At 72.4% G+C, this 12,308-nt stretch carries 11 protein-coding genes; 7 read left to right on the forward strand and 4 right to left on the reverse strand.

All coding sequences use genetic code 11. The annotated features are described in order from the left end of the window. The first annotated feature begins 208 nt into the window (after positions 1-208). Together ACWG52_RS14270 and ACWG52_RS14275 are read left to right on the forward strand one after the other, a co-directional pair. Positions 209-1,909, forward strand: a complete 1,701-nt coding sequence (locus tag ACWG52_RS14270) for a chitinase (protein WP_389807484.1) — start codon at positions 209-211, stop codon at positions 1,907-1,909. A 126-nt stretch (positions 1,910-2,035) separates the two neighbouring features. Continuing rightward, complete coding sequence (locus tag ACWG52_RS14275) at positions 2,036-3,373, forward strand: M14 family metallopeptidase (RefSeq protein ID WP_389807486.1); 1,338 nt, start codon at positions 2,036-2,038, stop codon at positions 3,371-3,373. A gap of 66 nt (positions 3,374-3,439) precedes the next feature. Here the strand turns inward: ACWG52_RS14275 and ACWG52_RS14280 are convergent, their stop codons facing one another. Next, the gene (locus ACWG52_RS14280; RefSeq protein WP_033218338.1) at positions 3,440-3,850 is read right to left on the reverse strand and encodes a RidA family protein; all 411 of its coding nucleotides are present in this window, start codon (positions 3,848-3,850) and stop codon (positions 3,440-3,442) included. After that, complete coding sequence (locus ACWG52_RS14285; RefSeq protein ID WP_389807488.1) at positions 3,847-4,599, reverse strand: IclR family transcriptional regulator; 753 nt, start codon at positions 4,597-4,599, stop codon at positions 3,847-3,849. Before ACWG52_RS14285 ends, ACWG52_RS14280 begins: the two co-directional genes overlap by 4 nt. Positions 4,600-4,885: 286 nt before the next feature. Between ACWG52_RS14285 and ACWG52_RS14290 the strand changes: the two genes are divergently transcribed. From ACWG52_RS14290 to ACWG52_RS14300, 3 genes are read left to right on the forward strand one after another with little or no spacing between them, the layout of a single operon-like run. Further along, positions 4,886-6,178 carry an alanine racemase gene (locus ACWG52_RS14290; RefSeq protein WP_453128869.1) on the forward strand — a complete coding sequence of 431 codons (1,293 nt, stop codon included), beginning with the start codon at positions 4,886-4,888 and terminating at the stop codon, positions 6,176-6,178. Positions 6,179-6,188: 10 nt separating this feature from the next. Next, on the forward strand, positions 6,189-7,769 hold the full coding sequence (locus tag ACWG52_RS14295; protein WP_390166156.1) for an N-acyl-D-amino-acid deacylase family protein: 1,581 nt from the start codon (positions 6,189-6,191) through the stop codon (positions 7,767-7,769). Positions 7,770-7,792: 23 nt separating this feature from the next. Then, complete coding sequence (locus ACWG52_RS14300; RefSeq protein ID WP_389807493.1) at positions 7,793-8,809, forward strand: YdcF family protein; 1,017 nt, start codon at positions 7,793-7,795, stop codon at positions 8,807-8,809. 112 nt (positions 8,810-8,921) lie between these two features. Here the strand turns inward: ACWG52_RS14300 and ACWG52_RS14305 are convergent, their stop codons facing one another. Next, on the reverse strand, positions 8,922-10,271 hold the full coding sequence (locus tag ACWG52_RS14305) for a carbohydrate-binding protein (RefSeq protein ID WP_390140525.1): 1,350 nt from the start codon (positions 10,269-10,271) through the stop codon (positions 8,922-8,924). Between the two features lie 189 nt (positions 10,272-10,460). Between ACWG52_RS14305 and ACWG52_RS14310 the strand changes: the two genes are divergently transcribed. Then, on the forward strand, positions 10,461-10,646 hold the full coding sequence (locus ACWG52_RS14310; protein WP_030013293.1) for a hypothetical protein: 186 nt from the start codon (positions 10,461-10,463) through the stop codon (positions 10,644-10,646). A 144-nt stretch (positions 10,647-10,790) separates the two neighbouring features. On the opposite strand, the gene ACWG52_RS14315 is transcribed toward ACWG52_RS14310, so the two are convergent. Beyond that, positions 10,791-11,726 (reverse strand): LysR family transcriptional regulator, encoded by a 936-nt coding sequence (locus tag ACWG52_RS14315; RefSeq protein ID WP_389807496.1) that lies wholly within the window; start codon positions 11,724-11,726, stop codon positions 10,791-10,793. Positions 11,727-11,832: 106 nt separating this feature from the next. Between ACWG52_RS14315 and ACWG52_RS14320 the strand changes: the two genes are divergently transcribed. After that, a complete protein-coding gene (locus ACWG52_RS14320; RefSeq protein ID WP_390140521.1) occupies positions 11,833-12,285 on the forward strand; it encodes a nitroreductase/quinone reductase family protein in 453 nt (150 codons plus the stop codon). The last annotated feature ends 23 nt before the right edge of the window (positions 12,286-12,308 follow it).

Below are 12,308 nucleotides of genomic sequence, written 5' to 3' on the forward strand. Positions count from 1 at the left end.
TGAAGATTCCCGTGCTACCAGCACGTGTCACAGGTGGCGGAAACCCGGACAACAGGGATCGCATAGCGGGCCATTTCAAGCCACATCGCGAAGACCCTTGACACGGGGATTGGTCTGGACCAACTTGTCAGCCAACGCCTCGACGCGGACCCACCCCACTCGGTCCGCGTCGTCCCACACCCCCTTTCCTCCCCCCACCGGAGCCCACGTGAACCGCATACGCTCCCTCGCCCTCCCCATCGCCGTCACCCTGACCGCGGGCGCGCTGTCCGCCCTCGCCGCCGGTACCGCACAGGCCGCCGACGTGAACGTCGCCCGCAACGGCGGCTTCGAGTCGGGTCTGGCCAACTGGTCCTGCACTGGCGGAACCGGCACCTCCGTCTCCTCCCCCGTGTACGCCGGATCGGGCGCCCTGAAGGCCACCCCGGCGGGCCAGGACAACGCCCGCTGCAGCCAGACCGTCACGGTCAAGCCGAACTCGACGTACACGCTGAGCACGCAGGTCCAGGGCAGCTACGTCCATCTCGGCGCGACCGGGACCGGCACCCAGGACGTCTCGACCTGGACGCCCGGGTCGGGCGCCGGCTGGCAGAAGCTCTCCACCACCTTCACCACCGGCCCCAGCACCACCCAGGTCACCGTGTACACGCACGGCTGGTACGGCCAGCCGGCCTACGTCGTCGACGAGTTCAGCGTCTTCGGGCCGGACGGCGGGGGCGGCACCGACCCCGGCCCGTCGGTCCCCGGGGCCCCGGCCGGCGCGGCCGTTTCCGGCCAGAGCGCGAACGCCCTCACCCTTTCGTGGAACGCGGTCGGCTCGGCCACCGGCTATTACGTGTATCAGGACGGCGTCCGCGTCAAAACGGTGACCGGCGGCGCCTCCACCCAGATCACCGGGCTCACGGCCTCGACCTCGTACTCCTTCCAGGTGAGCGCGTACAACGCGGCGGGCGAGGGCCCGAAGTCCGCCCCGGTGACGGGCACCACCACCGGCACCGACCCGGGTCCGGGCCCCGGCCCGGCCGTTCCCAAGCACGCCCTGACCGGCTACTGGCAGAACTTCGACAACGGCGCGACGGTCCAGAAGATCTCCGACGTCTCGGCGCAGTACGACATCATCGCCGTCTCCTTCGCCGACGCCACCACCACGCCCGGCGCCATCACCTTCAACCTCGACTCGGCCGGCCTCGGCGGCTACACGGTGGCCCAGTTCAAGGCCGACATCGCCGCGAAGAAGGCGGCCGGCAAGTCGGTCATCCTCTCGATCGGCGGCGAGAAGGGGACCATCTCGGTCAACGACTCGGCCTCCGCGAACAACCTCGCGAACTCCGCGTACGCCCTGATGCAGGAGTACGGGTTCACCGGCATCGACATCGACCTCGAGAACGGCCTGAACCCCACCTACATGACGCAGGCCCTGCGCTCGCTGTCGTCGAAGGTCGGCTCCTCGCTCGTCATCACCATGGCGCCGCAGACGATCGACATGCAGTCCACGCAGGGCGGCTACTTCAAGACGGCGCTGAACATCAAGGACATCCTCACCGTCGTCAACATGCAGTACTACAACAGCGGCTCGATGAACGGCTGCGACGGCAAGGTCTACTCCCAGGGCTCGGTGGACTTCCTCACCGCGCTCGCCTGCATCCAGCTGGAGGGCGGCCTCGACCCCTCGCAGGTGGGCATCGGTGTCCCGGCCTCACCCAGCGGAGCCGGCAGCGGCTACGTGTCCCCGACCGTCGTGAACAACGCCCTGGACTGCCTGACCCGGGGGACGAACTGCGGCTCCTTCAAGCCGTCGAAGACCTACCCGGGTCTGCGCGGTGCGATGACCTGGTCGACCAACTGGGACGCCAAGGCGGGTAGTGCTTGGTCGAACTCGGTGGGTCCCAAGGTCCACGGGCTCCCGTAGGCGGTACGTGTGGGGGTGGCCGGAATCGGTTCGGCCGACACAGCGGGTCCTTGACCGGGACATGCCACGAGAGCACGCTGTGCGCGTCCGCACGGCTACCCCCACACTCCCCACCCAGGAGACTGCATGCGGCTCCATTCCCGCCGAAGGGCCACCGTCACGGCGGCCCTGTTGGCGCTCGCGCTGGGCGCACCCGCCTACGGCATGAGCGCGACGGCTTCCCCTCCGCCCACCCCTTCCACCGCCACCCAGGACGAGGCGATCGTCCAGTACCGGATCCACGGCCCCTCCACCGCCGCCGACCGCACCGCCCTGCTCCGCACGGGCGTCTCGATCGACGAGGTGGACGACCACACCGTCGTGGTCAGCGCCGACACCATGCAGGCGAAGAAGCTGAAGGCGCTCGGCTACAAGCTGACCGCCCTGCCCGGCCCCCCGGACCGCTCGCTGCCCGGCATCGCGGCGAGCCCCATGGACTTCCCCTCGGCGGACTCGAAGTACCACAACTACGCCGAGGCGACGGCCGAGATCAACCAGCTCGTCGCCCAGTACCCCGCGATCGCGAGCAAGCGGGTGATCGGGAAGTCGTACCAGGGCCGGGACATGTTCGCCATCAAGATCAGCGACAACGTCGCGACGGACGAGGCCGAGCCCGAGGTGCTCTTCACCGCCCACCAGCACGCGCGCGAGCACCTGACCGTCGAGATGGCCCTGTACCTGCTCAAGGAGTTCACCTCCAAGTACGGCAGCGACTCCCGGGTCACGGGCGCGGTCAACGGCCGCGAGATCTGGATCGTCCCGGACCTCAACCCGGACGGCGGCGAGTACGACATCGCCACCGGCTCCTACCGCTCCTGGCGCAAGAACCGGCAGCCGAACGCCGGCTCCTCCTACGTCGGCACGGACGAGAACCGCAACTGGAACTACAAGTTCGGCTGCTGCGGCGGCTCCAGCGGCAGCAAGAGCTCCGAGACCTACCGGGGCGCCTCCGCCGAATCGGCGCCCGAGGTGAAGGTCGTCGCGGACTTCGTCCGCAGCCGGGTCGTCGGCGGCAAGCAGCAGATCAAGGCCGCCATCGACTTCCACACCTACAGCGAGCTCGTCCTGTGGCCCTTCGGCTACACCTACAACGACACCGCCCCGGGCCTGACCGCCGACGACCTCGCCGTCTACAAGAAGATCGGCACCAGCATGGCGGCGAGCAACGGCTACACGCCGGAGCAGTCGAGCGACCTGTACATCACGGACGGGACGATCGACGACTGGCTGTGGGGCAACCAGAAGATCTTCTCCTACACCTTCGAGATGTACCCGGAGAGCGGCGGCGGCGGTTTCTACCCGCCGGACGAGGTCATCGACCGCGAGACCGCGCGCAACAAGGACGCGGTGCTCCAGCTGCTGGAGAACGCGGACTGCATGTACCGCTCGATCGGCAAGGAAGCCCAGTACTGCGCGACGCCGTGACCTCGTGCGGCACGTGACCGTGTGAAAGGGGGCGCCCCACCGCCAGGGGGGCGCCCCGCCCGCGCGTCAGCCGAGGACGGCGAGGGCGTCGATCTCGACGAGCAGCCCGGCCGGCAGGCCCACGTACACGGTGGTGCGGGCGGCGGGGGCCTCCTTCAGGCCCTGCTCCTCGAAGTAGGCGTTGTAGATGCCGTTCATCTCGGCGAAGTGCCCGGTGTCGGTGAGGTAGACGCGGATCATCATCACGTCGTCCCAGCTCGCACCGCCCGCCTCCAGGACGGAACGGACGTTCTCCAGCGTCTGGAGGGTCTGCTCGCGCAGGGTCGGACCGGCGGGGGTGGGCGGCTGCCCCTCGACGTGCGGGAGGAAGCCGACCTGACCGGCGACCTGGAGGATGTTCCCCTTCCGCACTCCGTGCGAGAACTTCGCGGGCGGGGTGGTGTGGGTGTCGGGCGTGACGGCGATCTTCTCGCTCACGTGCTCTCCTGGGTTCCTGAGTAGTCCTGGCTGATGGCTTCGGCGGTACGCAGCACCTGCGGCAGCAGTGCGAGCAGCCCCTCGGCGGGGATCACCACGCCGGGCGCGGAGACCGACAGCGCCGCGACGACCCGCCCGTCCGGCCCGTGCACGGGCGCCCCGAGGCAGTTGATCGCCTCCTCGTGCCCACCGAGATCGGTGGCCCAGCCCTGCGCCCGTACGAGGTCCAGTTCGCGCAGGAAGGCCGCCGCGTCCGGGGTGGAGCGGGCGGTGTAGCGGGGGTACTCGATCCGGTCGGCGAGGGCCCGGAGCTCGGCCTCGGGCAGGTCGGCGAGGAGCAGCTTGGCCACGGCGGCGACCGTGAGGGGCACGGGCCTGCCGATGCGGGAGTACATGCGGACCGGGTAGCGGCTGTCGACCTTGTCGACGTACACGACCTCGTCGTCCTGATGGAGGGCGAGGTGAACGGTGTGACCGGTGGCCCGGTTCAGCTCGACGAGGTAGGGGTGCGCGATCTCCCGGACGTCCAGGTTCTCGATGGCCTCGGCGGCGAGGGCGAACAGCCGCGCGCCGAGGCGGTAACGGCCGTCGGGGCGGCGGTAGACGAAGCCGTGCTCGTGCAGGGTGCGCAGGAGGCGGAGCGCGGTGCTCTTGTGCACGCCGAGCTCGTCGGCGACCTCGCCGAGGCCGGCCGGGCCCTTCGCGAGCAGCGGCAGCACCGCGAGTGCCCGTTCCACGGACTGGCTCATACCTCGTCCTCTCGTACGGTCACTGCACCACCGGCTCCGCCGGCGCCCGGGCTCCGCCCGAACCCGCGCCTCAAACGCCGGCGGGGCTGACTTCGTGCCGGCCCGAGCCTTCGTCCGCGGCCGCGGCCACATCAAGCCCCGCCGCGTTCGAGGCGCGGGGGTTCGGGGGCGGAGCCCCCGCAGCGGCGCCGCACGTTGACCCGTCGTCACCCGGGATGTTAGACAGCGTGGAGCGGTATACGCAACGACCGTTGCACCACACGCAACCCCCCGGGAGGCACCCCGCATGGCCAGCGACAGCGACCCCGTCAAGGACCTCGCCGACGAGCCGGTCGACCACCGGTTCAAGGGCCTCCCCCCGGACGCCCAGACGCACGGGCTCACCGTCGGCCGGCTCGCCGCCGAGCGCCGGGATCTGTACACCGGCGGCTTCACCACCCCCGTCCTGACCCTCGACGCGGCCGCGCTGGAGCACAACCTCGCCGCGCTCGGCGCCTACGCCGCCCGGCACGACCTGGCCTTCGCCCCGCACGGCAAGACCTGCATGTCCCCGCAGCTCTTCCGACGCCAGCTGGAGTACGGCGCGTGGGGCATCACCGCCGCCGTCCCCCACCAGGCCCGCGTCTACCGCGCCTTCGGCATCGAGCGGATCTTCCTCGCGAACGAGCTCGTCGATCCCGCCGCCCTGCGCTGGGTCGCCGACGAGCTCGCCGCCGATCCCGGCTTCCACTTCGTCTGCTACGTCGACTCCGTGCGCGGGGTCGAGCTCATGGACCGCGCCCTCCAGGGCCGGACCCCGGCCGCCCGCATCGACGTCGTCGTCGAGCTCGGCGCCGGCGAGGGCGCCCGTACCGGGGCCCGTACCGACGAGGACTGCCGCGCCGTCGCCGACGCCGTCGCCGCCACCACCACCCTGCGCCTCGTCGGCATCGCCGGCTACGAGGCCGAGGTGCCGGGCGCCGACCCCGAGTCCGTCCACGCGTACCTGCGCCGGCTCACCGCGCTGGCCGTCGAGTTCGACAAGGCGGGCCGCTTCCCCGCGGACCTCGACGAGATCGTCGTCAGCGCCGGCGGATCGGCCTGGTTCGACGCCGTCGCCGATGTCTTCGCCGACCTCCCGGAGCTCTCCCGCCCCGTCCTCAAGCTGCTGCGCTCCGGCGCGTACGTCTCCCACGACCACGGCTGGTACACCCGGCTGACCCCCTTCAACCGGCATCCGGAGGAGGGTGGCCTGCGTCCCGCGTTCCGGCTGTGGACCCAGGTCGTCTCCCGCCCCTCCCCCACCCAGGCCTTCGTCAACGCGGGCAAGCGCGACATCGCCTACGACCTGGGCCTGCCCGAGGCCGAGCTGGTCCGTGATTCCCTCACCGGCGAGGAGCGCCCCGCCGCGGGCGTCCGCGTGGTCAAACTGTCCGACCAGCACGCCTGGCTGGAGACCGATTCGGCCGAGGACGTGCAGGTCGGCGACTGGGTGGCGCTCGGCATGTCCCACCCCTGCACGATCTTCGAGAAGTGGCCGCTGATCCCGGTCGTGGAGGCCGACGGCGCCGTCACCGACTACGTGCGCACCTTCTTCTAGGCGCCAGCCGGTGGACCTGGTCATCCGGGGGGCCCGCGTCGTCGACGGCACGGGCGGGCCCTCGTACACGGCCGACGTCGGGATCCACGGGGGCCGGATCGCCGAGATCGGCAGGCTGTCCGGGGCCCGCGAGACCGTGGACGCGCACGGCCTCGCCCTCGCCCCGGGCTTCGTGGACATGCACGCCCACAGCGACCTCGCGCTGCTCCGCGACCCGGACCACAGCGCGAAGGCCGCGCAGGGCGTGACCCTCGAAGTCCTCGGCCAGGACGGCCTGTCGTACGCGCCCGTCGACGACCGCACCCTCGGCGAGGTGGGGGCCGCCATCGCCGGCTGGAACGGCCCCGGCGACGACATCGACTTCGACTGGCGCACGGTCGGCGAGTACCTCGACCGGCTGGACCGCGGCTTCGGCGGTGAGGGCATCGCCGTCAACGCCGCCTACCTGATCCCCCAGGGCACGGTCCGCGCGTACGCCCTCGGCTGGGCGGACCGGCCCGCGACCGGGGCCGAGCTGGACCGCATGCGCCGGCTCGTCGCCGACGGCCTGGCCCAGGGCGCCGTCGGCCTGTCCTCCGGCCTCACCTACACCCCCGGCATGTACGCCACCGGGTCCGAACTGACCGAGCTGTGCCGGGTCGTGGCCCGGTACGGCGGCTACTACTGCCCACATCACCGCAGTTACGGCCACGGAGCCCTGGCCGCCTACGCCGAGATGGTCTCCCTCGCCCGGGAGGCCGGCTGCGCCCTGCACCTCGCGCACGCCACCATGAACTTCGGCGAGAACCGCGGCCGGGCGCCCGAGTTGCTCGCCCTGCTCGACGCGGCCCTGGCCGAGGGCGCCGACATCACCCTCGACAGCTACCCGTACACCCCCGGCTGCACCACCCTCGTCGCCCTGCTCCCGAGCTGGGCGAACGAGGGCGGCCCGGAGGCGGTCCTGGCCCGGTTGCGGGACGACGTCCAGGCCGAGCGGATCCGCCACGCGCTGGAGGTCGAGGGCGCCGACGGCTGTCACGGCGTCCCCGTCGACTGGTCGACGATCGAGATCTCGGGCACGGCGGACCCCGCCCACGGCGCGTACGTCGGCAGGCGCCTGGACGGCTGGGAGAGCGCCCGCCGGCTCCTGCTGGAGGACCGGCTCGCGCCGACGATCCTCCAGCACGTCGGGGACGAGGAGAACGTCCGGGCGATCATGCGCCATCGCGTCCACACCGGCGGCTCCGACGGCATCCTGCAAGGCGCGAAACCGCACCCGCGCGCCTACGGCACCTTCCCCCACTACCTCGGCCACTACGTCCGCGAACTCGGCCTGCTCTCCCTGGAGGAGTGCGTGGCGCACCTGGCCGGCCGCCCGGCCGCCCGCCTGCGGCTGCCCGACCGCGGCCTGGTCCGCGTCGGGTACCGCGCCGACCTCGTCCTCTTCGACCCGGACACCGTCGCGGCCGGGTCCACGTACGAGCAGCCCCGCGCGCTGCCGACCGGTCTCCCGCACGTCCTGATCGACGGGCGGTTCGTCCTGCGCGACGGGCGCCGGACGGACGTGCTGGCCGGGCGCTCGGTGCGCCGAACCGCCCGCGATCTTCGGTAGATCCGACATCTACGATGGTCGGCATGGTCGCCTTCGCCCTCGCCGCCCTGCTTTTCCTCGCGTTCTGCGTGAGCGTCCGGCGGGACCGGCGCCGGTTCAGCAACGCCGTGCTCCTGGGACTGACGTTCCTCAGCGCGTTCTCCGCGCTGTTCCTCCAGGTCGGCAAGCTGCCCACCTGGGCGGCCGTCACGGTCGTCGTGATCGCCTTCGCCTCACCGGCGTTCGGCGTCCTGGCCCTGGGCGTCTTCCTCGTCCGCAACGGCATGGTCATGATCCGCAAGGAGGGCTTCCGGCCGGCCAACCTGCTGTCGATGCTCGCGGGCCTCACCATCTTCGCGTTGATCGCGCTGCTGGTCCTCGTCGGCGTGGTCGGCTCCCCGCTCCTCGGCGGGATCGCCGGAACGCTCACGGTGGTCGCCGGCTATGTCTCCTTCGTCTTCTTCTGCTTCCTCGGCTACGCCTTCCTCTACGGGCGGATCAAGGTGCGCGGCGACGTCGACCACGTGGTCATGCTCGGCTCGGGCCTGGTCGGCGGCGACCGCGTGCCGCCCCTGCTGGCCTCCCGCCTGCGCAAGGGGCAGCAGATCTACGAGGCCCAGCTGGCCCGCGGCGGTCGACCGCCGGTGCTCCTCGTCTCGGGCGGCAAGGGCTCGGACGAGAAGGTCTCCGAGGCCCGGGCGATGGCGGACTGGCTGATCGCACAGGGCGTGCCCGAGCAGCACGTCGCGCTGGAGGACCGCTCCACCACGACCGAGGAGAACATGCTCTTCAGCCGGGACATCATGACCGCGTACGACCCGGCCTACCGGTGCGTGGTGGTCACCAACAACTTCCACGCCTTCCGGGCGGCGATGCTGGCCCGCAAGACCGGCGTCAACGGGCAGGTGCTGGGCTCCCCCACCGCGAAGTACTACTGGCCGAGCGCCACCATCCGCGAGTTCGTCGCGATCTTCTGGGAGCACCGGGTCGTGAACCTGTCGATCTGCGCGCTGCTCACCGTCTTCGGCGCGCTCGGCACGCTGGCGGCGGTCCTCGTCTGATCCGCGCGCACACGGAGGTGCCGTGACTCCCCCCTTGGCAGTCACGGCACCGGTCCGCGCGTACGCGTCGGCCGCACCCGCTACCCGGCCACGCCGCTACACCGCTACGCCGCTACGCCCGCTGCCAGAGCGCGGGGACGTTCGGCGGCTCCCAGCCCGGCTGGGCCTGGTGCCCCTGGAGGCAGCGGTAGGTCGCGCCGCCGTGGGTGACGGTGGCGCCGGCCGCGTAGACGGTGCCCGCCTTCCAGGTACCGCCCGGCTCGGGCTCACCGGGGCCGGGGCCCGGGCCGGGGTCGCCGCCGCTGACCTTGAGGGTCAGTCCGTACGCGGACAGGATCGGGTTCAGCGGCTGGAAGAAGGTGGTCCCGCCGCTGGAGCAGTTGCCGGAACCGCCCGAGGTGACGCCCTGGGCCTGGCTCCCGGAGATGTAGGAGCCGCCCGAGTCCCCCGGCTCGGCGCAGACCGTCGTGCGGGTCACGCCGGAGATGGTGCCCTCGGGGTAGGTGACGCTGGTGTTGTGCTGCTGGATCGTGCCGCAGTGCCATCCGGTGGTCGATCCGGAACGGCACACCGAGGCTCCGACCGGCTGCAGCACCGAGCCGGTGACCTGTGTGTTCGCGCCGCCGCTGCCCTTCACGTAGGGGGTCGCGGTCCACTGGGTGTTCGCGGCGACCCAGGCCATGTCGTTGCCGGGGAAGACCGAGGCCTGGAAGGAGCCCTGGGCGACCTGGTTGAAGCCGCTGGTGCTGGTTCCGGCGCGGCCGCAGTGCCCGGCGGTGGCGAAGCCGTGCGTGGAGCCCTTGGTGACGGGGAAGCCGACGGAGCAGCGGCCGCTGCCGTTCATGTAGTACGCGTCCCCACCGCGCAGGTCGTACAGCGGGCGCGGGACCTCGGCGGTACGGACCACCGTGACCCGGTCGGGGTCGGTCCCGGTGGCGGCGAGCAGCGCGGCGGCCGCCCCCGCCTCGGTCTCCTCGACGACGAGGGTGTTGGAGCGCGGGTCGACGTAGCGGACCGGTGTCGCGGGGCCGGCGGCCCGGTCCAGTACGGCCCGGTCGGCGTCCAGGGCGGCCAGGGTACGGGTGACCAGCTTCGCCCGGGCCCCGGCGGCCCGTATCGCGGCGGTGTCGGCGGCCCGGGTGGTGGCCACGGTGAGGGTGCCCGCGTCGGCCCCGTCCACCCAGGCCCCCGCGAAGGCGGCACCGAGCCGGTCGCGCAGCCGGGCGGCGGTGGCTCCCGCCTCGGCCTCGTGGGCCAGTCGCGCCTCGGCCTGCGTGGGGGTCAGGCCGAGGTCGCGCCCCATGGCGGCGAGCAGCTCGGGCGGGGCGTCGGCGGTACGCAGGGTGGTCGCCGCGGAGGGCGCGGCGGGGGCGGAATCGGCGATGGCGCCGCCGGTACCGGCCAGCAGCAGCCCGGCGGCGGCCAGGGCGGTACACGCCGCGCGGGCGTGTCGCTTGAACATGGGGGATCTCCTCGGTTTCCGGTGGGGTCTGCGGAAACCGTAGAAATCCGAACCGTCGCGCGGGAGCTGCCAGTTGGCCCCTGCCCCGGTGTTATGCCCCGGGCCGTCCGGCGGCCCGCGCGCGGTCGAGGTGCGTTCATGGGGCGGCGGCCGGAGTATGGGGCCAGGGGAAACCGTAGGAGGTACGCGATGGTCAGTGAACCCGACGAGCAGCCCACACGGTCGGACCGCCTCTTCACGGGCGGGGAGCGGCCGTACGACCCCGAGGACCTCGTGATGGTGACCGGCCACGACCCGACTCCGGAGCGGATCGAGAAGGCCCGGAAGCTCATGGAGAAGGAGGGCCCGCAGGTCATCGAGCGCTACCTGCCGTAGCTGCGGCACCGCACCCGAGGACTGCCGCGACCGCCCCCGGCCCCGCCGGGGGCGGAGCCCCGATCTTGAGCCCCGCCGGCGCTTGAGGCGCGGGGGCCCGGGGGCAGCGCCCCCGCAACGGCGCCGCACCCGCCCGGTGCCCGGCTAAGCCGCCCGCAGGGCCACGGCTCCGGCCGACCTGGCCAACGCCTCCGTATGCACGGCCCGCGCATGCTCCAGCACCTCGGCGGCCCGCGCGGCGACCCGCGCGGAGGGGTGCCAGCCGAGCAGGTGGCGCCAGACGAGCGGGGTCCCGGCGAGGGGCCGGGTGACCACGCCCGGGGTCACCGGGAAGGTGGCCCGGCACAGCCCGACCGCCCGCCCCACCTGCACCAGGTGCACGCAGGAGGCGGTGTCGGTCTCGTAGACGCAGGCGGGCGTGAACCCGGCCCGCACGCAGGCCGCGGCGAAGCAGTCGCCGAAGCATCCGTCGCCCGGGACGTCCGTCCACGCCTCGGCGGCCAGCTCGGCCAGCTCGATCTCGGTACGCGCGACCAGGGCGAGGGGATGGTCCTCGGCGAGCATCACGTGCACCGGGTCGCGCGCCACCTCCATCCAGGCGAGGCGCCCCGGCTCGGGCGGCGCGCTCTCCCCGCAGACCCCGACCAGCGCGAAGTCCAGCCGACCCTCGGCGACGCCGCCGGCGACCTCCTTCTCCGACCAGGAGGTGTAGGTGGTCACGGGCACGCCGGGTTCCTGATGGGCGATGCGGTCCACGAGCCCCCCGAGCAGCGGCCCGTGCGTGCCGCCGAGCCGGTAGCCGTGCGCGCCCTGGCGGGCGAACCGCTGGGCGTCCTCCTGCAGCTCGCACACGGCGGGCAGCAGCACCCTGGCCCGCTCCAGCACCAGCTCACCGAGCGCGGTGGTCCGTACGCCGTCACGCCCGCGCAGGAACAGCGTCCCGCCCAGGGCCCGCTCGATGCGTTTGAGTTGCGTACTGAGCGCGGGCTGCGCGAGGCCGAGCGCGGTGGCGGCCCGCGTCAGGCTCCCGGCGTCGGCGACGGCCCTGACGATCTTGAGGTGCCTCAGCTCCAGATCCATATGGCGAGCTTGGTCCAGACCTGTGGGCATGCGCTACGGGTCGGGCGCATCCAGAATCGTTAATGCTCGTTAGCCGCAAGGGGGACACGATCCTAAGGACAGGAAAATGCACGCACTCGATGTCGACTGGGAGCACCCCACCGACCCGCGGCCCGGCCCACGGCTCGACCACGTACGCGCCTACGTGAGCACCGCGGGGGCCGACGGGCATCTCTGGCACGGGGTTCCCACCCTCCTGCTGAGCACGCTCGACCGCGCGACCGGCCGTGCCGTCCGCACCCCGCTGATCTACGGCGAGGACGTCGGCCGCCACATCGTCCTGGCCTCCGCCTACGGCGCCCCGGACCACCCCCACTGGTACCGGAACCTCACCGCCCACCCCGAGGTCCGCGTCCAGGTCGGCTCCGCCACCTTCACCGCACTGGCGCGAACCGCCACGCCCCAGGAGCGGGAGGTGTACTGGGAGATGATGACGGCCCTGTGGCCCCTGTTCGACGACGACCGCGCCGCGGCCCGCCCCCGCGAGATCCCCCTGGTGATCCTGGAGCACGTGGGCTGACCGCGGCCCGCCGCGGGACACCC

The sequence above is a fragment of the Streptomyces sp. CLCI03 genome, from assembly GCF_053615355.1.